At 68.1% G+C, this 22,510-nt stretch carries 18 protein-coding genes and 1 pseudogene; 7 read left to right on the top strand and 12 right to left on the bottom strand.

The window, feature by feature from the left end:
* Nucleotides 1-133: 133 nt before the first annotated feature.
* The 4 genes from RTQ83_RS22805 to RTQ83_RS22790 all read right to left on the bottom strand — a co-directional run bounded on the left by RTQ83_RS22805 (nt 134) and on the right by RTQ83_RS22790 (nt 3,599).
* On the bottom strand, nt 134-1,111 hold the full coding sequence (locus RTQ83_RS22805; protein ID WP_312519894.1) for a diacylglycerol kinase family protein: 978 nt from the start codon (nt 1,109-1,111) through the stop codon (nt 134-136).
* An 81-nt stretch (nt 1,112-1,192) separates the two neighbouring features.
* The gene (locus RTQ83_RS22800; RefSeq protein ID WP_312519891.1) at nt 1,193-1,720 is read right to left on the bottom strand and encodes a GNAT family N-acetyltransferase; all 528 of its coding nucleotides are present in this window, start codon (nt 1,718-1,720) and stop codon (nt 1,193-1,195) included.
* Nucleotides 1,717-2,244, bottom strand: coding sequence for a GNAT family N-acetyltransferase (locus tag RTQ83_RS22795; protein WP_312519888.1), 528 nt, complete (start codon nt 2,242-2,244; stop codon nt 1,717-1,719). Before RTQ83_RS22795 ends, RTQ83_RS22800 begins: the two co-directional genes overlap by 4 nt.
* 62 nt (nt 2,245-2,306) lie before the next feature.
* The gene (locus RTQ83_RS22790) at nt 2,307-3,599 is read right to left on the bottom strand and encodes an amidohydrolase family protein (protein ID WP_312519885.1); all 1,293 of its coding nucleotides are present in this window, start codon (nt 3,597-3,599) and stop codon (nt 2,307-2,309) included.
* 202 nt (nt 3,600-3,801) lie between these two features.
* Between RTQ83_RS22790 and RTQ83_RS22785 the strand changes: the two genes are divergently transcribed.
* The 3 genes from RTQ83_RS22785 to RTQ83_RS22775 all read left to right on the top strand — a co-directional run bounded on the left by RTQ83_RS22785 (nt 3,802) and on the right by RTQ83_RS22775 (nt 8,339).
* Nucleotides 3,802-4,614, top strand: coding sequence for a phasin family protein (locus tag RTQ83_RS22785; RefSeq protein ID WP_312519882.1), 813 nt, complete (start codon nt 3,802-3,804; stop codon nt 4,612-4,614).
* Nucleotides 4,615-4,774: 160 nt separating this feature from the next.
* On the top strand, nt 4,775-6,535 hold the full coding sequence (locus RTQ83_RS22780; RefSeq protein WP_312519880.1) for an ABC transporter ATP-binding protein: 1,761 nt from the start codon (nt 4,775-4,777) through the stop codon (nt 6,533-6,535).
* 46 nt (nt 6,536-6,581) lie between these two features.
* Complete coding sequence (locus tag RTQ83_RS22775) at nt 6,582-8,339, top strand: ABC transporter ATP-binding protein (protein WP_409456145.1); 1,758 nt, start codon at nt 6,582-6,584, stop codon at nt 8,337-8,339.
* 70 nt (nt 8,340-8,409) lie between these two features.
* Here the strand turns inward: RTQ83_RS22775 and RTQ83_RS22770 are convergent, their stop codons facing one another.
* The gene (locus RTQ83_RS22770; protein ID WP_312519874.1) at nt 8,410-9,174 is read right to left on the bottom strand and encodes a DUF2243 domain-containing protein; all 765 of its coding nucleotides are present in this window, start codon (nt 9,172-9,174) and stop codon (nt 8,410-8,412) included.
* A gap of 296 nt (nt 9,175-9,470) precedes the next feature.
* Here RTQ83_RS22770 and RTQ83_RS22765 point away from each other — a divergent pair, with 296 nt between their 5' ends.
* The 3 genes from RTQ83_RS22765 (at nt 9,471) to arfB (ending at nt 12,613) form a co-directional block, all read left to right on the top strand.
* The gene (locus tag RTQ83_RS22765; RefSeq protein WP_312519871.1) at nt 9,471-11,552 is read left to right on the top strand and encodes a diguanylate cyclase; all 2,082 of its coding nucleotides are present in this window, start codon (nt 9,471-9,473) and stop codon (nt 11,550-11,552) included.
* 152 nt (nt 11,553-11,704) lie between these two features.
* A complete protein-coding gene (locus RTQ83_RS22760) occupies nt 11,705-12,133 on the top strand; it encodes a hypothetical protein (RefSeq protein ID WP_312519869.1) in 429 nt (142 codons plus the stop codon).
* A gap of 84 nt (nt 12,134-12,217) precedes the next feature.
* Entirely contained in the window at nt 12,218-12,613 is a 396-nt protein-coding gene (gene arfB / locus RTQ83_RS22755) for an alternative ribosome rescue aminoacyl-tRNA hydrolase ArfB (protein ID WP_312519867.1), read from the top strand.
* Nucleotides 12,614-12,629: 16 nt separating this feature from the next.
* On the opposite strand, the gene RTQ83_RS22750 is transcribed toward arfB, so the two are convergent.
* From RTQ83_RS22750 to RTQ83_RS22720, 7 genes are all read right to left on the bottom strand, one after another.
* Nucleotides 12,630-13,463 (bottom strand): formate/nitrite transporter family protein, encoded by an 834-nt coding sequence (locus RTQ83_RS22750; protein ID WP_312519864.1) that lies wholly within the window; start codon nt 13,461-13,463, stop codon nt 12,630-12,632.
* A 174-nt stretch (nt 13,464-13,637) separates the two neighbouring features.
* Nucleotides 13,638-13,931: a hypothetical protein gene (locus RTQ83_RS22745; protein WP_312519861.1), complete on the bottom strand. Its 294-nt coding sequence runs from the start codon at nt 13,929-13,931 to the stop codon at nt 13,638-13,640.
* Nucleotides 13,932-13,987: 56 nt separating this feature from the next.
* Entirely contained in the window at nt 13,988-14,800 is an 813-nt protein-coding gene (locus RTQ83_RS22740) for a hypothetical protein (RefSeq protein ID WP_312519858.1), read from the bottom strand.
* Between the two features lie 8 nt (nt 14,801-14,808).
* Entirely contained in the window at nt 14,809-18,459 is a 3,651-nt protein-coding gene (locus RTQ83_RS22735; RefSeq protein ID WP_312519855.1) for a tubulin-like doman-containing protein, read from the bottom strand.
* A 13-nt stretch (nt 18,460-18,472) separates the two neighbouring features.
* Complete coding sequence (locus RTQ83_RS22730) at nt 18,473-18,931, bottom strand: hypothetical protein (RefSeq protein WP_312519852.1); 459 nt, start codon at nt 18,929-18,931, stop codon at nt 18,473-18,475.
* 26 nt (nt 18,932-18,957) lie between these two features.
* Complete coding sequence (locus tag RTQ83_RS22725; RefSeq protein ID WP_312519850.1) at nt 18,958-20,445, bottom strand: hypothetical protein; 1,488 nt, start codon at nt 20,443-20,445, stop codon at nt 18,958-18,960.
* Nucleotides 20,445-21,938 (bottom strand): hypothetical protein, encoded by a 1,494-nt coding sequence (locus tag RTQ83_RS22720; RefSeq protein WP_312519847.1) that lies wholly within the window; start codon nt 21,936-21,938, stop codon nt 20,445-20,447. The genes RTQ83_RS22725 and RTQ83_RS22720 overlap by 1 nt, the downstream gene beginning before the upstream one ends.
* Nucleotides 21,939-22,174: 236 nt before the next feature.
* On the opposite strand from RTQ83_RS22720, the pseudogene RTQ83_RS22715 reads away from it, so the two are divergent.
* Nucleotides 22,175-22,510 (top strand): annotated as a pseudogene (locus RTQ83_RS22715) (hypothetical protein); the annotation flags it as partial.

Genomic DNA, 22,510 nt, shown 5'->3' with positions numbered 1-22,510 from the left:
AAAGGGACATTACTACTTTGCCCTAACAGGGTTGGCGGCTCCGCCGCCGACGCGGTGGTAGTTAGCGACGAGATCATCCGGCGCGACATCGGAGCCGGTAACAATCGACGCGTCGGCGGCATAGCCGCCAACCCTACGCAGCATCCTCTACCTTACGCGAATCGCCGTGCGCCGCTCCCGACGCCAGCAGCTTGAGCCGCCCTTCCAGCACCTGAAACTCGAATGGCGTCGCCATATTGCTCACCTCCCCGTCGGCCGCCACCTTCAGCCGCTTGCGCCCATACACCGACGGCGTCTTGACCGTCATGCGCTTGAACGCGAACGCCACCACGTCATCACCCTGCCCCAGCTTGCCGAAGGCGCCCTTGACCAGCAAGCCGAGCAGCCCCAGCTTGCCCATCGGCTTGGGCGCCAGCGCCACCAGCTGGCCCTCTTCTACCGCCTCGGTCAGCTGCTCCATCCCGACCTGCTCCATCTGCAGCCGGTTGTTGCCGACGAATAGCGTGGTGGTGCGCAGGCGCCGCTCCTTGCCGTCGAGTTCGAGGGAGATGCGCAGGTGCCGATGCGGCCGCAGCGCCATCTTGATCGCCGAGAGGAATGCGACAAAACGGCTGCGGCCATACTGCCGCTTGTCGTGCTCGCGCTCTTCGAGCAGCTTCGGATACAGCCCGACGCTGGCGTTGACCAGGAATATCTTGTTGTTGAGTAGCCCCACCTGCACCGGCCGCACCTCGGCGCGCAGCAGCGCGTGGACCGCTTCGGCCAGGTCTTCGGGAATGCCGTGGGTGCGGCCGAAATAGTTGAAGGTACCTTGCGGCAAGACGCCGAACGGGCAGCCGGCCAGCACCGCCTGGTGCGCCACCGTATTGATGGTGCCGTCGCCGCCGGCCGCCACCAGCACTCCGTCCTCAGCCACCGCCCGCGCCGCCATCTCGCGCGCGATGCGTTCGAGATGCTCGGGCTGGTTCACCACCTCCAGGTGGCAGACCCGTCCCGCATCCTCCATCACGGTGCGGATGGTGGAGATGCGTTCCTCGGTCTCGGAATGGCCGGAACCGGCATTGAGCACGATGAAGAAATGGGCGTCGGGGCGCAGCGCGTTGGTCGGCATCGTCGTTGGGTGTTCGATAAAGTGGATCGGCTGTTTCAGGACGGCTCATGCTATCACTGTCGTTACACGGCCGATGGTGCGCTACTCAACCGTTGCGCGCAGGGGCAGCTCCATCAGGTACAGGTTGACGGGCGGCCGCGCCGGGTCGCTGCTCACCATGCGCTCGAAGCGGAAACCCAGCTTCAGCAGCAGCGCGATCGACGCCGCGTTGGCCGGGTTGCAGATCGCCGCCAGCGGCGTGATGCCCAGCAGGATGGCGTGGCGCACCGTGGCCTGCGCCGCCTCGAAGGCATAGCCGCGGCTGCGCCAGTCGGGCAGGAAGGCGTAGCCGATATCGACGTAGTCCAGGTTCTCGCGCTTGAGCAGGCCGCAGACGCCGATCGGCGTGCCGTCGTGCAGCTCGACCATGTACATCGCATGGCCGTAGGTCGCCAGCATCGCCACCGGTCCCTGCGCGATCGCCTGGCGCGCGTCGTCGAGCGTGCGCTGCTGGCGATCGCCGATGAAGGTCACGAAGGTCGGGTCGTTCACCAGCGCCAGGTGCAGCGGCGCATCGTCTTCGTTCAGGGTGCGCAGGCGCAGCCGTTTGGTGACAGCGATCTGGCTCATTCGTCCGCCGTCGGCCAGTGGTCGGGATCCTGCAGCAGCTGGTACATCACGTAGGCATCGACATAGCCCAGGCGTTTGTGGCGAAACGCCTTGGGCAGCGTGCCGGTGATCGCGAAGCCGAGCTTTTTCCACAGCCGGATGGCGGCGGTATTGGTGCTCACCACGTAATTGAACTGCATCGCCAGGAAGCCGTTGCGGCGCGCCTGGTCCAGGCAATGCTCGCCCAGCCGGTAGCCGATGCCCGCTCCTTGCGCCGCCGGGTTGACCATGAACGAGGCGTTCGCCACGTGGTGGCCGCGCCCGGGCTGGTTCGGCACCAGGCGGTACATGCCCAGCACCCGGCCGCCGCTGCTGGTGGCCACGAAAGCGTGCACGCCCGCGCCCAGCCAGTACTGGTGCGCCGCTTCGCGCGTGGTGGCGCTGCTGAAGGTATAGGTTTCGCCGGCCGCGATGTGGGCGCTGAAGATGCTCCACATCGACTCGAAGTCGGCTTCGTGGGCGGGACGGATCTCGATATCGTTCACAACAATGGGCAGGGTCGCCGATTCAACAGGGGTTTGTATTTTGCCTGAAGCCGGGAACGTATTCATGACGCGTTCGCCCCGCGCGGCTGTAGGCGGAAGTCGACAGCGGCCGGCCGTCCTTCCAGGTGCAGGCGCGCCGCGCTCGATGGCGCCTCGGCCACCACTTGCCCGCGCCGCAGCACCAGCCGGCGCGCCGCGCGCAGGCGGATCGCTTCCACCGCCGAACCGGCGTCCAGGATCACCAGGTCGGCGTTACACCCCGGCGCCAGGCCATAGCCTTCCAGGCCGAGGATGCGCGCCGGGGTCTCGGTCACCGCCATGAAGCACTGCCCCATCGCCGCAAGAGACGTCATCTGCGCCACGTGCAGTCCCATGTGCGCCACCTCCAGCATGTCGCCCGACCCCATGCCATACCAGGGATCGAGCACGCAGTCGTGGCCGAAGGCGACATCGACGCCCGCCGCCAGCAGCTCTGGCACGCGCGTCATTCCACGCCGCTTCGGATAGGTGTCGTGGCGGCCCTGCAGGGTGATGTTGATCAAGGGGTTGGCGATCGCCGCCACGCCGCTTTCGGCGATCAGCGGCAGCAGCTTGCTGACGTAATAATTGTCCATCGAGTGCATCGAGGTCAGGTGCGAACCGGCCACCCGCCCCTGCAACCCGAGGCGCTGGGTTTCATACGCCAGCGTCTCGATGTGGCGCGACAGCGGGTCGTCGGTCTCGTCGCAATGCATGTCCACCCGCAGGCCGCGTTCGGCCGCGAACTCGCACAGCAGGCGCACCGATTCGGCGCCTTGCGCCATGGTGCGCTCGAAGTGCGGGATGCCGCCCACCACATCCACGCCCATCGCCATCGCGCGTTTCAGGTTGTCGAAGGCGCCGGGGCTGCGCAGCAGGCCGTCCTGGGGAAAGGCCACCAGTTGCAGGTCGAGGTACGGCGCCACCCGGCGTTTCACTTCCAGCAGCGCTTCCACCGCCAGCAGGCGCTCGTCGCATACGTCGACGTGGGTGCGGATCGCCAGCAGGCCGCGCGCCACCGCCCAGTCGCAGTAGCGCAGTGCGCGTTTGACCAGCGCCTCTTGCGTGAGCTCGGGTTTGAGTTCGCCCCACAGCGCTATCCCTTCCAGCAGGGTGCCGCTGGCGTTCACGCGCGGCAGGCCGTAGCTGAGCACCGCATCCATGTGGAAGTGGGCGTCCACGAACGGCGGCGTCACCAGGTCGCCACCGGCGTCGATCTCGCGCCCGGCCTGCACCGCCAAGCGTTGTTCGAGCGCGACGATGCGGCCGCCGTCGATACCGATGTCGATGCCGCTGCGTCCGTCGGGCAGCGTGGCGTTGCGAATCACTAGATCCATGCGCGATCCTTTATTTCTACGAGCGGCAAAGTGCCGCGGCAATTGTAGCGTTGTCAGCTGCACACCACACCAATAAAACCACGTAATGATGCAGCGCAATATTTCCCAATAAAAATCTGAAAGAATAGTGCGTTGCAACACCGTTCAATCGTGGGTACACTGATTCTATTGCAGTGCGCCATATTTGACTGACGAGGATTCCATGACATCACTTCCCGAGCAATTGTCCGCAGCACGCAAATCGCAGCTGGACGCTCAGTTCCGCCTGCTTCATTCCTTCACCGACCGCGCCTTCGACAACGCCAGCCGCCTGATGGCGCTGAACCTGGCCGTATCGCGCGAGTCGGTCGAGCGCTCGTCGCGCACCGTCAGCGCCCTGCTGGGCGCGTCCAGCCCGCGCGACCTGGGCCTGCTGCGCAGCCACGCCGAAGAGCAGATGCGCAGCATGGTGGCGTATGGCCGCGAAGTGTTCGGCATCGCCACCGGTATCCGGCCGTATGCGGTGCCGCTGACCACGCCGACGCCGGTGTCGGCCCCGGCCGCGTTGCCCTCCCCGACCCAGATCGCGCAGACCGTGATCGAGGCCAGCGCACCGGTGGCCAAGACAGTCGAAAACGCAGTGCAGGCGGGAGCCGAAATCGTTGAGACGGTGTCGGCATCCGCATCGAACAGCGTCAAAGCGGCCGGCGAAGCCATGCACGAAGTGACCGAAGACGTGGCGAAAGAATCCGCACACGCCGTCGACCAGGTCGAAGAAACCTTGAGCGCCCTGGTGCAGGAGCAAGCACTGAAGGACGAACCGGCCGTGGTGCAAAGCCTCGAGCCGGCCGACCTGCAGGCCGCCCCGCTCGACCAGCCGACGCCGGTGGCCAAGCCGAAGCCGATCGCCAAAGCCGCCGGCAAGGGTGCGCCGAAAGCGGCGGTGGCCCAGCATCCGCTGGCCGCGCCGGTCGAGACCAAGGACTCGGCCACGGTCACGCGCATCGATTCGGCGCCGCCGAAACGCCGCAAGTAACACCACTGCAGCACCTGCCGCGACGGCGCCGATGCGCCGTTTTCAGCGGCGCCGGATTCGAGGGGCGCGCTACGCGTCCTGGGCAAAACGACTACACTAGCGGGCTCTGGCCCGCTTTTGTTTTCGGGCCTGCCTTCAAGAATCTACGCAAGGAATTCGAATGAGTCTGGCAAGGCTGATCGGCGGATTCGTCCGCCGGCACTGGCAATCCTATGCCTCGTCGGCCGTGATGCTGGTCGGGGTCGCGATCTGTACGGTCCTCATCCCGCGCAAGGTCGGCGCCCTGATCGACGCGCTGGCCGCCAACCGCCTGGGCCAACACGATCTGCTGGTCGGCATCGCCCAGCTGATCGGCCTGGGCGTGGCGATCTACGTGCTGCGCGTGTGCTGGCGCATCCGCCTGTATTCGGCCGCCTACAACCTGGGCGTCGAACTGCGCACGCGCCTGTACGCGCGCCTCGCCGCGCAAGGCCCCGGCTTCTACCAGCGCCAGCGCACCGGCGACCTGATGGCGCTGGCCACCAACGACATCGACGCCATCGAGATGGCGGCCGGCGAAGCGCTGCTGGCGGCCTTCGACGGCACCCTGACGCTGGTGATGGTGCTGGGGATCATGACGCTCGGCGTCGACTGGCGACTGGCGGCGGTGGCGCTGCTGCCGTTCCCGCTGATGGGACTCGCGTTCTGGTACATCTCGACCCACATCCACACCGCCGAAGGCAATGCGCTGAAGAGTTTCTCGGCGCTGAACGACCACGTGCAGGAGTCGCTGACCGGCGTGCGCACGCTGCGCGCGCTGGGCCTGGAAAACCGCAGCGCCGCGCAGTTCGGCGAACTGGCCGGCAATGCCGCGCAAGCGAGCCTGACGGCCCAGAAATGGGAAGCGGCCTACGAGCCGGCGGTGGGTCTGGCCCTGACCGCCGCCACCGGCCTGACGCTCGGCGTGGGCGGCTACCTGGTGTGGAACAACCAGCTCACGGTCGGCGCCCTGACCAGCTTCACCATGTACCTGGGACAGCTGATCTGGCCGATGTTTGCGGCCGGCTGGGTACTGACGCTGATCGAACGCGGCCGCGCCGGCCTGGCGCGCCTGCAACCGATGCTCGACATTCCGCTCACGGTGGAAGACAAGGGCATCGTTGAGCAGGTCGGCCAGGGGCCGCTGGTGCTCGACGGCGTCACCTTCGCCTACGGCGGGCCGGACAGCAAGGAGCGCCCCGCATTGACTGATGTCTCGGTAACGCTGCAGCCCGGCCAGACCCTGGGCCTGGTCGGTCCCACCGGTGCCGGCAAGTCGACGCTGCTGCGCGTGCTGCTGCGCCAGGCCACGCCGCAGCGCGGCCAGGTCAGCTGGGCCGGCCATGCATTGACGGAGTACCGCTTGAATGCGCTGCGCGCGGCCACCGCCTGGGTGCCGCAGGAATCGTTCCTGTTCTCGGCCACCATCGCCGAGAACATCGCCCTGGCCCGCCCCGGCGCCTCGCGCCAGGAAATCGAACAGGCGGCGCAAATGGCCGCGATCCACGACGACATCCTGCGTTTCCCGTATGGCTACGACACGCCGGTCGGCGAAAAAGGGATCACCTTGTCCGGCGGCCAGCGCCAGCGGGTCGCGATCGCGCGCTCGCTGCTGGCCGATAACGCCCTGCTGCTGCTGGACGACGCCTTGTCCGCGGTCGATACCGGCACCGAAACCCGCATCCTCGAACACCTGGCCGAACTGCGCCAGGCGCGCCCGGAACGCGCCGCCATCATCGCCAGCCACCGCTTGTCGGCGGTGGTCGCGGCCGACCATATCATCGTGCTGCGCGATGGCCGCGTGACAGAGGCCGGCACCCACGAACAACTGCTCGCACTGGACGGCTGGTATGCCAGCCAGTGGCGCTACCAACAACTGGAGGCCAGCCTTGACGCCATCTGACGCTGACACCTCGACCAAGCAAGAACAAAAGCCGGACCGCGGCGCCCTGCGCGACCAGGCCAGGCAGGCCACGCGCCTGCTGCGCCGCGCCGCCGCGCCCGACCGCAAGCAGCTGTACTGGGCCACGCTGTGGCTGATCCTGGCGGCGGCGCTCGAAGTCGCGGGCCCGCTGCTGGGCAAGATGCTGATCGACGACCACCTGCTGCCGCGCGACATGGACGGCACGCGCATGGCGCTGCTGCTGGCCGGCCTGGTGCTGAGCGGCTGGGTGGCGAGCCTGGTGCGCTACCGTCAGCTGCTGCGCCTGTCCGGCCTGGCGATGCGCTCGGTGCAGCGCCTGCGCGAATGGGTGTACGGCCACGTGCTGCGCCTGCCGATGGCGTTCTTTGACCGCGCCATCACCGGCCAACTGGTCAGCCGCGTCACCAACGACACCGAAGCGGTGAAAACCCTGTACATCCAGGTGCTGTTCGTCATGCTCGACAATTCGATCGTCCTGATCGGCACCATGATCGCGATGGCCTGGCTCGACTGGCGCCTGATGCTGATCGTGCTGGCACTGGTGCCGGCGGTGGCCGGCATCGTGTGGCTGTACCAGCGCCTGTCGGCGCCGGCCGTCACGCGTGCGCGCGCACTGCGCAGCGACATCAACGGCCAGATGGCCGAGTCGATCGGCGGCATGACGGTGCTGCAGGCGAGTAATGCCGAAGTACGCTTCGGCGAACGCTTCCTGGCCACCAACCGCAATCACTACACCGCGCGCCTGGCCGAACTGCGCGCGAATGCCTTCCTGCTGCGTCCCGCGCTCGACCTGCTCAACGTGGCGCTGCTGGCGCTGGTGATCTTCGCCTTCGGCCAGCGCGAGATCGGCGCCGTCGAAGTGGGCGTGCTGTACGCGTTCGTCAGCTACATCGCGCGCGTGGTCGAGCCGCTGATCCAGATTACGATGCAGTTCAGCGGCCTGCAGCAGGCCGTGGTGGCTGCGGCGCGCGTGAATGCCCTGCTGGACGAAGCCGGTGCGCCGGAACATGCCGTTGGCCGCGCCGGCAACGAGGCTGCGTTCGATCCGGTCGCGCCGGCGGTGCGCGTACGCCATCTGGAATTCGCCTACGTGCCGGGCCAGCCGGTGCTGCACGACCTGTCGCTGGATGTGCCGCAAGGTTCCTTCTTCGGCATCGTCGGCCACACCGGCAGCGGCAAGTCGACGCTGCTCTCGCTCCTGCTGCGCTACTACGTGGCGGAAAAAGGCAGCATCGAGATCGGTGGCCTGCCGCTGGCCGGCATCGGCAATGAGCGCTTCCGCAACGAGGTCGGGCTGGTGCCGCAGGACCCGTTCATCCTGGCGGCGACGGCGCGCGAGAACATCGACATGGGGCGCGGCCTGCCTTTGGAACGGCTGCAGGCGGCGGCGAAGGCGGCGCACGCGCATGACTTCATCGCCGCGCTGGAAGACGGCTACGACACCCAGCTTGGCGAAGGCGGCTCGCGTCTGTCGTCGGGCCAGAAGCAGCTGATCGCGATCGCGCGGGCCCTGGCGGGCGAGCCGCGCATCCTGCTGCTGGACGAAGCCACGTCGCGCATCGACAGCGCCACCGAGCAGATCGTGCAGCAGGCACTGGAAGAACTGCGCGGCAAGGTGACCATCATCGCCATCGCGCACCGCTTGTCGACGATCCGCGAAGCCGATCGGATCATCGTGCTCAATCATGGGAAGATCACCGAGGCGGGTTCGCATGAGGAGCTGATGCGCATCGAAGGCGGCTTGTATCAGCGCCTGTATCTGCTGCAGCAGATTGCGGTGTGAGGCAAATCGTCAGCTGTTCATGCTGTTTGATCCGTGCGTGAGCTGGACCAGGGTGGGGTAATGTGGCGCTTTACACCCTGCTCCAGTTCACACACCCTGCCCCGCCCCCGCTCACCAGCATCGCGCCATGCCGGTAGAGATCCCATCTCCGCTCCTTCGGCAGCGCCATCACCACCACGCCCATCTTCCGATCGCTCCACACCAGCCGTCCATCGACCGCATCGAGCGCGGCGAACACTTCACGCGGTCCGGCGCCGGGATGGAACACCACCGTGGTCAGATCCTGTCCCGGCGCCGGCGCCAGCGCCCACGCGCCGGCCGCCGTGGTGAACGCCCCGAGCAGCACCAGCGCCGCGCTTGACGTGCGCATGCCGCCCGCACCGCCAGCCCCGCCGCCACGGCGCCGCATCCAGCGCCAGCCCACGAACAGCGGCGCCAGTCCGAACAGCACCAGCCACGCCAGGTCCCACAGCAGGGGATCGGGACTATCCACCCGGATCCGGTGAATCCCCAGCAGCCAGTGCGACAGCAGCGCATCGACCGCGTGCCACAGCCCGAAGCCGGCCAGCATGGCGCCCGCCAGCGGCCGTCCCCAGTCCACGGCGCCGCGCCGCTGCGCGCGCCATAGCCCGATCAGGCCGGCCAGCGCGATCGCGTACATCAGCAGATGAAAATAGCCGTCCCACAGCACCTGCAGGCGTAGGTCGTCGATACCCGGCACCAGGCTCAGCAGGTGGTGCCATTGCAGGATCTGGTGCAGCAGGATGCCGTCGAAGAAGCCGCCCAGGGCAAAGCCCAGCGTCGCTCCCCATCGGGCGCAGGATGATGTCCACATGGCGGTCCTCTTCTTCCTTTGTCATGGCGCGAGCCGACAGTGTACGGCCCGTGCGTACCCAGGAGCGCACCGCTCTTCCGCACACCGGCTCACTTGCCTGATACCAAAACTATTTAACAAAAACCAACTTACAGACATCATCAATAACCATTTGAAAAATCGAACGGCGCCCGTCGCCACGGGCGCTGTGTCATTTTGGTGACATTCATCAGGAAAGTGAATTTCCCGTTTGCAACAGCCCTATAATGTGTCAATCCATTTTTCGTCGGCTCCACCGGCGCAGCGAGATCCCGCCAATGTTCTCCGCCCTGCACCACGCTCTTGCGCATTCCCGCGTCCACGCCCTGGCCCTGGTGCTGTGCGTGGCGTCGGCGTTTGCCGCCGCCGAAGAAACCGCGCCCCTGCATACGCGCCTGGCCGAACGGCTCGACGAGATCCGTGAGGTCAACCGCTTCGTCCCCGAACGCGCATTGCCGATGCTGCAGGCGCTCGAAGCCGAGGGCCGCGCCGCCCCGCTGACCCAGCGCATCGAATTCCTCAATCAGCTGGCCGTTGCGCGCCATGGCCTGGGCCACCATCCACAGACCTTCGCCCTGGCCAACGAACTGATCGCGCTCGGACGCGCGGAAGATCACAAGGGCGCCCTGGCCAAGGGCATGCTGCTGCTGGCTTATTCAGCCTCGGCCCAGCACCGCCCGGGCGAAGCGCACCGCCTGGTGTGGGACGCGGAAAAGCTGGCCGACACCACCGACGATCTCGACCTGCGCGTGCGCGCCACCATCTCGTCGGGCGAATCGTATGCCGAGGAAGGCGACCTGCCCAAGGCGCTGGAGCGGCTGCAGGCCGCGGCGGCGCTGGCGCGCGAGCACCGCGGGCCGGTGCACATCGTCATGGCGCTCAATTCGCTGGCGCGCCTGTATGCGCGCATGCGCGAGCCCGAGAAAGGCTTCGACGTGCTCGACGAAGCGCTGGCCGCTGCCGCCAAGGCCAATTCGCCCGGCCGCATGGCCACCATCAAGAACGCCGAATACGGCCTGGCGATCGACACCGGCCAGAACGCACGCGCGCTGCGCGCGCTGCAGGAAGGCCTGGCGCTGGAGCGCCAGATCGGCGCCCACAAGCGCATCGTGTATTCGCTGGTGAACCTGTCCGATTTCTACCTGAAGATGGACGACTACCGCAAGGCCGCCTCGTATGCCGAACAGGCGCTGGCCGCGGCGCGTCCGCTCAACAACCGCCAGTTGACCACGACCGCGCAGCTGAACCTGGGCCAGGCCTATCTCGGCATCGGGCGCGTCGCCGACGGCAAGCGCCTGATCGAGACGGGACTGGCCGGCTACGAAGAGCTGGGCGACAAGCCCGAGCTGCAGAACGCGCTGGTCGAATACGGCGCCGCGCTGGAACGCACCGGCGACCTGGAAAGCGCGCTGCGCGCCTATCACCGCGAGCGCAAGATCTCGAACGAGCTGTTCGAGAAACGGCGCCAGAAGGCCATGCTCGACCTGCAGGAAAAATACGAGACCGACAAGAAGCAGCGCCAGATCGAACTGCTGCGCAGCGAAAACCTGATCAAGTCGACCGAGCTCGATAACCGCCGCCTGCAACAGCGCGTGTGGTGGCTGCTGGCCGTGGTGCTGGCGCTGGTGGCGGTGATCGTCGGCTCGCTGTACCGCAAGGTGCGCCACGCCAACGCCCAGCTGCACGCCAAGAACCGCGAACTGAAGCAGCAGAGCGTGCGCGACCCGCTCACCGGCCTGTACAACCGCCGTCACTTCCTCGAATACATGCGCGCCCTGCCGGCGCCGGCGCCGCTGGCCACGAGTCCCGACGCCGAGCAGGTCGGCGCCCTGTTCCTGCTCGACGTCGACCACTTCAAGCACATCAACGACACTTACGGCCACGCCGCCGGCGACACGGTGCTGACCACGATCGCCGCCAGCCTGCAGGAGATCCTGCGCGAGACCGACATGATCGTGCGCTGGGGCGGCGAAGAGTTCCTGGCCTTCCTGCCGTCGGTGCCGCGCAGCAGCCTGGACGAACTGGCCGAGCGCATCCTGACCGGCATCGCCGGCACCCGCATCGTGCACGGCTGCGCCACCGTCAACGTGCAGGTGTCGGTCGGCTTCTCGCCGTTCCCGCTCGCGGTCGGGCGCCAGGTGCTGGAATGGGAACGCGCGGTGAACCTGGTCGACATGGCGCTGTACCTGGCCAAGTCGCACGGCCGCAACCGCGCCTACGGCGTGCGCGGCTTCGCCGATCCGGACCACGTCAGCATCGACGAAATCGAACAGAACCTGGAGCAGGCATGGCGCGCCGGGCAGGTCGAGCTGTCGGTGGTGATGGGCGAGCGCGAAGCGCTGCGGGCCGTGGGCGCCTGAGGCTCGCTCTCGCACACCCCGCCATTCACGCATCACGCGCGGGGTTTCATTCCACGCCATTCGTGTATCGTCGCAATCCGCCACCAGTGGCCGCCCGCGGTCACTACCATCCGGTCACAACGTTTCGTTGATGACAAACCTGTGGCGGAGAGATGGCGATGATCGAGAGTTTGCTGGGCGTGTTCGCGTTGGCGATCGTGGAATTGTGGGCGGCGATACCGCTGGGTTTTCACCTGAAGCTGCATCCTGTACCGATGGCCGCCGCTGCTGCATGCGGCGCGTTCATCGGCGCGACGCTGGCCATCTTCCTGGGCGACGGCGTACGGCGCCTGATCTTTTGGCGCAAACGCGGCAAGGACAGGGCCGAGGGCGGCCGGATGTCCGCGTGGCTGGTCAGGAAAGGCCCATGGGCGATCGGCCTGCTGGGACCTGTCCTCATCGGGCCCGTGTTCGCCGCCCTCCTGGCCGGTGCGATCGGCCTGCCGCGCGCGTTCTCCCTGCTGCTGCTGGCGGCCGGCATCGTGTTCTGGACCGTCGTGGTCACCGCGCTGGCGGCGTTCGGGCTGACGGCACTGCGCTGATGCGCGGCGTCATGGATGCGCCAGCGCTTACAATGCGGCAGCGGTGCGCCTTCTGCGTGCCGGATCATCGCAAGCAGAATCGTCATGGCAGCCATCAATCCAGCGGAAGTCGAGTTCAGCGCCATCCGGGCCCAGGGGCCGGGTGGTCAGAACGTGAACAAGGTGTCGTGCGCCGTGCATGCGCGCTTCGACATCGCGGCGTCCTCGCTGCCGGCGCATGTGAAGGAACGCCTGCTGGCCTTGCGCGATGCGCGCATCACGCAGGAAGGCGTGCTCGTGCTCAAGGCGCAGCAGTCGCGCAGCCTGGAACAGAACAAGGAAGACGCGCTGCGGCGCCTGCAGGCGCTGGTCGACCAGGCATCGGTGGTGCAAGTGGTGCGGCGCGCGACACGGCCGACGCGCGGCTCGCAGGTGCGGCGGCTGGATGCGAAGTCGCGCAGCGGTCAGATCAAGGCGCTGCGCGGCAAGGTCACCGACTAGAGCGGACCCGCGGCGCTCAAGGCTTGTGCAGCTGGTGCTCGCTCGACGGCGCCGACTGCGGCACCGGTTGGCGCGTTGCGCGTGGCGCCAGCGCCTCGCGCGACTGGACCCAGTAGCCGACGCCCACCATCAGCACGCCGCCGATCGTGTTGCCGAGCGTGACCCAGGCCAGGTTGTCCAGTGCGCCCTGCAGCGTGACGCCTTCGATGTGGCCGAACAGCGCCAGCGAGAAGGTGAACATGTTCGCCACCGAGTGCTCGAAGCCGCAGGCGGCGAAGGCCATGATCGGCCAGAAGATCAGGCCCAGCTTGGCCGCGTCGCTGGTGGTGCGCGCGCACATCCAGACTGTCAGGCATACCAGCCAGTTGCACAGGATGGCGCGGAATACCAGCGGCACCGCGTCGGTATTGGCCTTGGCCGCGGCGATCGTGTGGAACAGCGGCAGGCCATCGGTCAGCAGCACGCCGCCGCCGGAGAGCGTGAAGATGCCACCCAGGAGCGCCGCGCCCAGCAGATTGCCGAACCAGCAGCAGGCCAGCGCGCCGAGCACGTCGCCGCCGTTGGCGCGGCCGCTCATCCAGGCCAGCGCCATGTACAGCGTGTAGCCGGTAAACAGGTGCGAACCGGCGAAGATCACCAGGGTCAGGCCAAGGGCGAACACCGCGCCCATCATGAAGTGGGCCATTTCCGGGCCGACGTGGGCGCCGACGGTGAACATCAGGATTGCGCCGAAGCCGACGTAGGCGCCGGCCATGGCACTGCCGACCAGGAAGGATAGCGGCTGGGTACGCGCCTGTTGCGCGCGCTCGGCGCCCAATGTGGCGAGCTGGTCAATCGTGGTGTCGAACATGCGGTGCCCTATGGTTGCAATCAAACTATGTGTTTGAGGCAGTCTAGGGCATCGTATCCGGCACGAGCGCACGCCAAGATCGAGGTAGTCAGGCACTGGTCGCGCAGGCGCCTGTGTGGCTAATCCGCAGAGGCGCCGGATGCCCTGCTCAGGCAGGCGCCCCGGCAGGCGCGGTCAGTCCTTCTGCTGCATCTTTTCGCCGACGCGCTCGACGTGCTTGCCGACTTCGTCGGTGGCGCGATCGAGGCCGCGGCTGGCGTCGCGCGTGGCGTCCTTGACCTTGTCGCGCGCCGCTTCGGTGGCGCGGTCGACCTTGGCCAGCTCGTCCTGCACCGAGTTGGTCACCTTGGAACCGGCATCGTCGATCGCCTTGCCGACGCGCTCGGCCGGGCCGGCGCCGTCACCGTCGCGGCCGCAACCGGCCAGCGCCGCCAGCACCAGCAGTGTTCCCACCATGGTTGCTTTCATGCTCTTCTCCTTCATGTTCTGACAACGCCGATGATACACCGGGCTCCGCCGGCACTTCATCGTGCGCCCGACGGATCGGCCAGCGGATGGCGCTCGGCGTCGATGCGGCGGCGCAGTTCGCGCGTCTGCTCGTCCTCGCCCCAGCGCTTGGTGAACGCAGACAGGCGGCTGCGCGCGCGTTCGAGGCTGTTGGCGTTCAGCAGGCGCTCGGTGGCGGTGCTGGCTTCCTTCCAGGCGCTGCGGCGGCGTTCGGCGCGGGTGCAGGCGGCGGCCGCCGCGTTGAGCGCGTCCTGCACCTGGCGCAGCTGCTGCGCCGTGGCGCGCGTCTTGCGCAGCGCGATCAGCTCGTCCTGCGCGTCGCGCGGCTTGCATTCCTGGGCCAGTGCGATGGCGGCCTTCATGCGGCGTTCGATGCGCGCCTCGGTCGGTTTGGTCAGCATCCATGCCAGCCACAGGGTGCCGAGGGCGATCAGCCACCAGCGCAGGCGGATCGGCTTGCGGCCCGGCGCACGCGGGGCCGCGCCGGCCGTCGCGCCACGTACCGGCGGTACCGGTGGCAGCGGCGGCAAGGGCGGCAGCGACGATGCAGCACTGCGCTGCGGCGGCGCTGCGGCGATGGGCTTGGCCGGTGGTGATGGTGGCGCAGTTGTTGGCGCAGGCGGCGCTGCCGGCGCGGATGCAGGCTGCGCGGCGGCAGCAGCAGCCGGCTGCGGCGGCGTCTTGGCCAGTACCGGGGCCGGCGCGACCGGCGCGGGCGCCACTCCCGGCTGCTGAGCCGTCCCGCACCACGGGCAGAAATTCACCCGGCGCGGGAACGCGCGCCCGCACCCGGCGTTGATGCAGCGGTAAATGGTGTCGTTGTGCTCCATGCCCGCCTTCATTCAGGATCGGGAACGCCGTCGTCGGGGTCGGGAATGCCGTCATCCCTGCCCGCTCCCAGCACCGGCGCCAGTTCCGGCAATGCGCCGACCGTGCTCCACTTGCCGATCTTCGGATTCCAGCGCATGTCCCAGGCGCGCGTGGATGCATCGACCTCGCCGCGCGCGGCCATGGCGGCGATCTCGCCCACCGTGAACGGCCCGCGCTGGGCGCCGCCGGCGAACAGCTTGAAGCGCGGTTCGACCGACGATGGCGCCGGCGCTGTGGCCGCACGCCCTGTCAGGACCTGCTCGGCGCGCTCCTCGCTGGCCAGGTATTCCGGCAGGATCACGCGCTTGTCCACCGCGCGCTCGACTTCCCAGCTGTAGGCATCCGCATGCGAACCCGGCACCGTCTCGGTCCAGCCCTCGATGCCGGCCAGCGCGGTCTCGATCTGGCTGGGCGCCAGCGCCGGGTCGGCGGCGGCCGCGCGCCGGATCCAGCTGTCGTACAGGCGCCGTGCGGTGATATTCGGCAGCGACGGCGACGGCAGCTGGGCGCCGGTCTCGTCGACCTCCAGGCGCGGCTCGTACACGCGCAGCTGGTAGTGGCGCATCAACGCAGCCAGCAGTGCCAGACGATGCGGGCCGGTTTTGGCCAGGCGCGCCTGCACTGCCGCGATCACCTGCTCGCGGTAGTACGGCGGCAGGCCGTTGGCGCGGATCGCGTATTCGTTGCCGATCTGGAGCCACTCGCCCGAACCCGGCTCGACCTCGAACAGGTACTGGCCGCGCGGCTGGAAGGCGGCTTCACGGTCGCCCAGTTCGGGCTTCCTTCGGATGACGCCGAGCGCGATCGCCTGCAAGAACCATTCATAGTCGTCGGCCAGCCGGCCCAGTTCATCCATCGACGGCGAGATCGGGTGCCTGAAGCGCGTGGCGTCGAAATGCAGGTGGGTCGGGATCTTCGGGTTCTCGATCTGGTACGAGGCGCGCCAGGTCGGCAGGCCGCGCAGCACCGTCATCGGGTAGCCCGACAGTTCGATGTAGCACACCGCCCGCCCGGCGACGCCGGTGTTGACGATCGAGACCAGGTCGCCGTGGAAGTAACCGGTCGGCACCGCGGCGCGGATTTCAAGCTCCATGCGCCGCCACGCGACGGGGTCGCCGACGCCGATGAAGCACTTGAACTGATCGGCATTCGGCGTGAACTCGGCCGAGAAGCGCGCGTTCACCCACGGCATGGCACTGCGGATCCATTCGGCGAAGATGCGCTGGCGTTCCTGCGGCGACAGGGCCGACAGCTGCTCCAGTAGCGGATCGGGCGGTTCGGCCAGCTCGGCGCCCTGGCTCGACAACTGTAATTGCGCGCGGCGGAACAGCTTGAGCAGCAGGTCGGCGCGCAGGCGTTCGTCGCCCAGCTGCGGGAACAAACGCGCCGAACCGCCGAATTCGAGCAGGACTTCTTCGCTCCACGCGCTGACGTCGCCACTCAAGCGTACCGGTGCCGGCGGCGTGTCGACACCGAGCTTGATGGTGGTCGCATGCTCTTCGCGCGCATCGGCGCGCAGCTGGCGAATGCGCGCATCGACCGCAGCCAGCATCGCCTGCACCTGTCTGCGTCCGTCCTGGAACTCGCCGGCGATGCCGCTCCACTGCGCCTGGCCCTGTTCATCCACCGTCTGCGGATCGCCCAGCCATGCCGACATCGAACGCATCACCTCGATCGCCTGCTGCGACGCCACCGCCAGCAGGTGGAAGCGCAGGTAGTCGGCCAGGTCGCGCTTGAGGTGGCCCATCACTTCGCGCGCCTGCGGCTCCTTGCCGAACAGGCGGCCCGCGGCCTGGTCCAGGTTGGCGAGCGACTCTTCGACCTGGCGCGTGCGCAGCACGTCGCGCACGTCGCGGTAGCGGCGGCCGTTGCGCTCCGCATTCGCCAGGTCGCGCTGTTGCAGGCGTGCCTTGACCTGTTCCAGCAGCGACAGCACGAATTCGAGCCCGCCCTGGCGGCGGTCGTCGAGCAGCGCGTACAGGCGCTCGCGCACCCGGCCCTTCATGCGGCCCAGCAGCTCGCCGGTGTGGCGGCGGATGCGGTCTTCGCTGGTCTCGGCGGTGGCGCCGGCTTCGCGGATGGCGTCGCGTTCCAGCTGCGGCAGCAATTCGGCCACGCGCTCGCGCCACAGCTTGATGTCGTATGAGGCCATGATGCGGTCCATCTCGAGCTGCACCCGGCTCTCGACGCGTTCCAGCAGCGAGCGGCCGTCGCGATCCAGCAGCAGCGCACCGGTCAGCGCGTATTCGTTGAACGGCGTGACGTCGGCGCTGCCCTTGCGCAGGTCGGGGAAGTCGTCGAAGGCACGCTCGCTCATCTCCATCTGGTCGCGCATGAAGGCGTCGCGCTCACCGTCGCCGGCGCGGCGCGCGGCGCCCGCGTTGGCACCGTCGCTGCCGGCCAGGCCGAAGAAATCCTTCACCATCAGCGCCGCCAGTTCATAGGCGCGGATGTCCTGGTGCAGGCTTTGCTGGGTGTCCAGCACCGCCTGGCCGAAGGCGGAATACACCTTCGAGTACGACAGCCGCATGTCGCCGAAGCGCGCCTCGGGCACGCGCGGGTTGTAAGAGCCCAGCTTGTGCTGCTGCTGGTTCACCGCCACCGAACGCTTGCGGTTGGCAAAATCGGCCGAGGCGAAATCCTCGAACAGCGAATCGGCCACCATCTGGTAGGCGTCCTTCACGTCCAGCGTGGCCTTGTTGGCCAGATTCGCGGTATCGACGAAATAGACGTCGTCGAACGGCGCGCCCTTGCCGGCGATGCTGTCCGGATCCATCCACGACACGTTCGCGTTCATGTCGCGCATCGCCGTTTCCAGCTCCATCAGCGTGGCGTAGGCATTGGCTTCGGTGCGCTCCTTGTTGGCCTTGGCGAAGCCGGACGGCATCAGCAGCACCAGGTCGACCTGGCTGTCCGACACCTCCTGGCATGCGATCGCCTTGGCCAGCCAGCCCAGGTCGAGCGCGCTGCCGGCGCCGGTGCCGCCGGCGCTTGATGCGATGACCACGATGCGGAACTTCGAGGTATCGACCTGCAGTCCGAGGCGCTGGTAGTTCTCCTTGCGTTCGATGCCGGCATTGCTGCTCAGGTAATTCAGCGCACCCTTGATGCGGCCGCGCAGCTTCGGGTATTTGTCGTACAGGTAGAGGCGCGCCAGCGCGCGGATCTGGCCTGCGCCCTTGGACGGGTCGATGCCGAGCGAGCGCAGTTTCTTGGGCCGCAGCGGCATCCAGCTTTCGATCAGCGGAAAGCGCGCCAGGCTGTCGTCGGACTCGTGGTATTGCGGCAGGTCGAGCGGCTCGACCAGGCGTTCCTCGTCGGTCAGGCGCACCAGCTCGTACCAGGGATCGGTGCGCTGGGATTTACCCTCGTCGATGATCGCGTTGTTATCGAGGTCGAAGTGCAGGAAGCGCGCCACCGGGAAGTCGGCGATCGATTCGACCCGGGTCGGGTGGCGCCGGTTCCACACGGCCGACAGGATACGGCGGCGGATGCGCAGCATGACTTCCATGCCGGTGCCGCCGGCGCCGATGAACAGCGTCGGGCGCAGGTCGACTTTCAACTCCGCGGGCGCGCCGCCGCGTGGGTTCAGGGACGAGGGGTTCGGGAATTCTGCCATGGTCTGCCCTCTTTCAACGACGGCCGATGAACAGCGATGCGATCAGGGCCACCACGCCCACCAGTACCAGCGGCCCGGTGACGGCAAAGGTCAGGAAGCGGCTGGCGTTGATGATCGCCAGCACCGCCGCCGCCGACAGGAAGCCCAGGCCGACGAACAGCAGCCAGCCCGCATTGCCGGCCGAGGAAGGCGCGACACGCTTCCTTACCAGATGGTGCACATAGGCGCCGCGCACGAAGAAGTACACGGCCAGCAGGATCAGGAACACCACGCCACCGATCGCCAGGTCGCGATTGGACGTATCGGCCACCGGCAGAGAGTTCGGATTCACCGGCATCACCTCCACCGGACGCGCCGCGGTATCCGGCGCGGTCTGCGGCAGCGAATCCTGGGGCGAGGCCGATTCTTCCGGCAGCTTGAAGCCCGGGTCGGCCGGTGACGGCGCGGTGGCGGGTGGCTGGGTTCCTTGCATGGTCGATCCTTTCATATTCAATTCTTTTAGCGGCCCAGACGCACCTGCGCGCCTTCGCGCACGTCGAGCAGGTGGTGGCCGAACAGCGTGGTTTTCAGTTGCGCGACCTGCTGGCCGGCGCGGTCGTACACCGGCTGCACGGTGCCGGCGCGGCCGCGCAGCGATTGCAGCTCTTCGTTCACGGTCACCTGCGCCAGCCGTGGGCGGGCCCAGGCCCAGGCGCCGGCCGCCAGCAAGGCGAGCAGCGCCAGCGCGGCGCCGACCACCGCGGCCAATGGCCCCATGCCGTAGTGGACACGCACCTGTACCGGCAACACCGCGTTCGAGGCCTGCACCTGCGCCGGGGGCGTGAAGATGTCCGGCAGCGGGTCGCCCGGGAACAGTTCGGCCATGCGGGTGCGGAAGGCCTGCGACAGCGCCAGCTGCTGGCCGGCCAGGTGCAGCTCGATGCGGCCCGGCAGCACGTAGGCCGAACCGGCCGACTGCAGCGCCGCCAGCGACCACTTGTCCGGAATCTGCGCCACCGGCAGCGCCATGTTCGACGCCAGCGGCGCCGGCCGGCCCGGCGCCAGGTCGCGCACGCGCGCCGTGTCCAATGCGATCGGGCGCGCTTCGCCGGCCAGCGTGGAGCGTGCCGTGAGCGTGGCGCTGGTGATGGTGTACGGGTACATCGTGTTTTCCAGGTTCCACTCGATGCGCGCCTGCGGCGTGCGCGCGTCGGGCGACACGTCAGCGCGCAGCACGCCATCCGGGCTGGAGGCAAACGACACGCCGGGCGCGTTGACCACCCGGCGCGGCACCAGGCGCACGGTGTCGCGGTCGAGCGGCTTGAGGCGCGCCGGCGGTTCGGTGATCACTTGCCGGATGCGGCCGGATGCCAGCAGCGTGTCGAGTGCCGCGCTGCCCTCGCGGCCGACGGCGAAGGCATACACCATCAGGCCATTGGCCTTGTAGTGCGCGCCCTGCACCGGCATGCGCAGCGGGAAAGCCAGCGCGCGTTCGATCGTGCCGCCGCCGTGGATCAGCTGATAGAACTCGCGGTTGCGCGCGGCCGTGGCCTGGTCGTTATTCGGGCTGTTGCGGTTGTTGGTCACCAGCCAGACGATGCCCGGCTTGCCGCCGAGCGCGTGGGTGAGGGCCGCCTGCAGCGCTTCGCCAAGGTCGGTGTCGGCCAGCGCTTCGCTGCCCGGTTTGCGTGCGGTATCGAGCTCGGACAGCACCGTGGCCACGCGTGCCCGCACCGGGGTCGCGCCGGCCTTGAACGACAGCAGCGCGCGCGGCGACGGCGCGCCGGGCTGCGACTGGTTGAAGGCGGCCAGCACCAGCGCGTCGCCCGGCTGCACCACGCTGCCGGCCAGTGCCGCCACCAGCGGCTTGAACGGCGACTTGGGATCGCTGTAGAACGGCTCCATCCAGCCCGAGTTCTGTACCAAAAACACATGCGGCGTGGCGGCCGCACACGTGGCCATCCCGCCCAGCGCCGCTGCGGCCAGCAGCTTCAGTAAGCGCTTCATCACGACAGCTCGTCCAGGCGCCAACCGCGCATCTGGTTCCAGTCGGGGTGGTGCAGCCACAGGTGGCCGCCGGCGACCAGGGGCACGCAATCGAGCGGCCGCGCCAGGCGCGCCACTTCGTCCAGGATCACGTTGCGGCGGCCGATCCATTCGATCGTGGTGCGCGGGATCACGCGGTCCTGCAGCAGTTCTTCGGCGCGCCCGGTGTACTTGTGAAACCGCAGCACCAGCCCGCTCGGCTGGCTGCGGTTGTTGTTGAAGCTGCGCAGCAGCGGCAGCACCAGCGTGTCGTCCTGGTTCAGGTCTTCGACATGTTCGGCCGCCCACGGCTCGCCGGGCACCGGATGGCCGCGCCGGAACAGGAAGTTGGCGAAGCCCAGGCGCGCACCGTCGATCGGTTCCCGGGCCGGCTGTTCGGTCCCGAGTTCGAGATACGAATAACCCTGGCCATCGTGCCCGATCTGCCATAGCCGCCCGTCACGGCTCTGGGTCGGCCCGCCGAACGCCAGGCGCGGCTGCCAGCCCGGCGGCCATGGCGTGAAGCCCGGCGCCTCGCCCGGACGCCATGCCAGCTGGCCGGCTTCGTGCAGCCAGAACAGGCGGCCGTCGTAGCCGAGCGGCCGGCTCCAGCCGCCGGCCGGCAGGTCGGGGCAGGCAAACCGTTCGACCTCGTTCAGGTCGAGGCGCAGGCTCCACAGGAAGATTTCTCCGGCCGATCCGGCCAGGCAGGCCAGGTGGCGCCGCATGACGCCAGGCGCGGCGACGGTCGGCGCATCGAGCACGGTCTCGGTGCGATAGGTTTCGCTGACCGGGTCGATCCACAGCCGCTGCAGGCCGTCGATGCCGGGCACGATGCCGGCGTCGCCACGCGCGCCGTCCTGGGCCGCGATCCAGGCGTGATCGGACGCGGTGAACACCAGGCTGGCGCCGCCCGGCTGCGGCGCCAGCACATGCCACAGCTGCGCCATCGGATCCCAGTACTGCAGCACGCCGCGCGTGTGGGCCAGCGCCAGCAGCCGTTCGCCGGGGAAGCCGAAATCGGCGGCGGCGAACACCGAGCAGGCATTCGGCGGCGCCGGCATCAAGGCATCGCAGCGGCCGACATTCGGCGCGGCCGCGCGTTCTTCCAGGCTGTCGCCCAGCGCCAGTGAGGTGACCGGCAAGCCGTGCGGCACATGGCGCGGCAGCGCTTCGTCGGCGCCCGGGCCCCACCAGCCGCGCTGCAGGGCGCCCTTGCGGCCCGGGGTGGCGCCCAGACGCAGCAAAGGACGGCCGCAACGCGGGCACCAGGCGAAGCCTTCGGGGTAGATCGGCGCGCAGGCACAGTCGAGAGGGAGCGAAGCACCGAGCAGGTGGGCGACGTCCGGCAGACGCCGCCGTGCGCGCCCCTGCCAGTCGACCTGGCCCAGGCCCTGGCTGGCCACCAGCGCGAACTCACCGCTCGTTTCATCCTCCTGCCAGATGCTGGCAGGCGTTTCCCATCTGTATGCCATTTCGCTCCGCCACATGATTTGCTGAAAGACGTTGCGCAATCGGGCCGCAACGTATTGCTGTTGCTCAAATCATAGCGCCGCCAACTGTCGCGCGGCGCGCCGTTCACGGGGTAGCGCGCCGTGACACCAAGAGCATCAAATAACGAGCTCATGACCTGTACGCGCCGGGAACTTTGAGGCGCCGACCGTATAATGGCCGCCTCAACCATCCCTCTCGCCCGCTGCAGGATTCCGCCATGACCGCCTCCGCTTCCGACACCATCGACCCCGGCATCGACCTGCCCGCGCACGCCATCGACAAGGCCAGCGCCCACCTGCACGACGTGCTGACGATCGCTCTCGAACACGGCTCCGACCGGCGCGCGCTGGTGGTCTATGACACCCGCACCGCCCTGTCGCGCGCCCTGCTCGCGGCCTACCGCCGCAACCTGCCGGACGCAGTCTTCATCGACTTCGACGCGGTGACTTCCGAAGCGGTCTTGTCGGCGTTCCGCGCAATGGCGGCGCATGAGCTGGTGGTGCTGCTGCAGTCGACCAACTTCCGGCTGGATGGCTTTCGCATCCGGGTCGAG

The organism is Massilia sp. (assembly GCF_031995545.1).
In the GTDB taxonomy this organism is placed as follows: Bacteria; Pseudomonadota; Gammaproteobacteria; order Burkholderiales; family Burkholderiaceae_D; genus Telluria.
The sequence above is the reverse complement of the archived record's forward strand: the minus strand, read 5'-3'. Positions and strand labels throughout refer to the sequence as shown.

What these genes read in the sequence shown, in the direction of transcription:
- RTQ83_RS22805 (WP_312519894.1), bottom strand. Translation starts at nt 1,111, where the DNA reads ATGCCGACCAACGCGCTGCGCCCCGACGCCCATTTCTTCATCGTGCTC.
- RTQ83_RS22800 (WP_312519891.1), bottom strand. Translation starts at nt 1,720, where the DNA reads ATGAGCCAGATCGCTGTCACCAAACGGCTGCGCCTGCGCACCCTGAAC.
- RTQ83_RS22790 (WP_312519885.1), bottom strand. Translation starts at nt 3,599, where the DNA reads ATGGATCTAGTGATTCGCAACGCCACGCTGCCCGACGGACGCAGCGGC.
- RTQ83_RS22785 (WP_312519882.1), top strand. Translation starts at nt 3,802, where the DNA reads ATGACATCACTTCCCGAGCAATTGTCCGCAGCACGCAAATCGCAGCTG.
- RTQ83_RS22780 (WP_312519880.1), top strand. Translation starts at nt 4,775, where the DNA reads ATGAGTCTGGCAAGGCTGATCGGCGGATTCGTCCGCCGGCACTGGCAA.
- RTQ83_RS22770 (WP_312519874.1), bottom strand. Translation starts at nt 9,174, where the DNA reads ATGTGGACATCATCCTGCGCCCGATGGGGAGCGACGCTGGGCTTTGCC.
- RTQ83_RS22765 (WP_312519871.1), top strand. Translation starts at nt 9,471, where the DNA reads ATGTTCTCCGCCCTGCACCACGCTCTTGCGCATTCCCGCGTCCACGCC.
- RTQ83_RS22760 (WP_312519869.1), top strand. Translation starts at nt 11,705, where the DNA reads ATGGCGATGATCGAGAGTTTGCTGGGCGTGTTCGCGTTGGCGATCGTG.
- arfB (WP_312519867.1), top strand. Translation starts at nt 12,218, where the DNA reads ATGGCAGCCATCAATCCAGCGGAAGTCGAGTTCAGCGCCATCCGGGCC.
- RTQ83_RS22750 (WP_312519864.1), bottom strand. Translation starts at nt 13,463, where the DNA reads ATGTTCGACACCACGATTGACCAGCTCGCCACATTGGGCGCCGAGCGC.
- RTQ83_RS22745 (WP_312519861.1), bottom strand. Translation starts at nt 13,931, where the DNA reads ATGAAAGCAACCATGGTGGGAACACTGCTGGTGCTGGCGGCGCTGGCC.
- RTQ83_RS22740 (WP_312519858.1), bottom strand. Translation starts at nt 14,800, where the DNA reads ATGGAGCACAACGACACCATTTACCGCTGCATCAACGCCGGGTGCGGG.
- RTQ83_RS22735 (WP_312519855.1), bottom strand. Translation starts at nt 18,459, where the DNA reads ATGGCAGAATTCCCGAACCCCTCGTCCCTGAACCCACGCGGCGGCGCG.
- RTQ83_RS22730 (WP_312519852.1), bottom strand. Translation starts at nt 18,931, where the DNA reads ATGCAAGGAACCCAGCCACCCGCCACCGCGCCGTCACCGGCCGACCCG.
- RTQ83_RS22725 (WP_312519850.1), bottom strand. Translation starts at nt 20,445, where the DNA reads ATGAAGCGCTTACTGAAGCTGCTGGCCGCAGCGGCGCTGGGCGGGATG.
- RTQ83_RS22720 (WP_312519847.1), bottom strand. Translation starts at nt 21,938, where the DNA reads ATGGCATACAGATGGGAAACGCCTGCCAGCATCTGGCAGGAGGATGAA.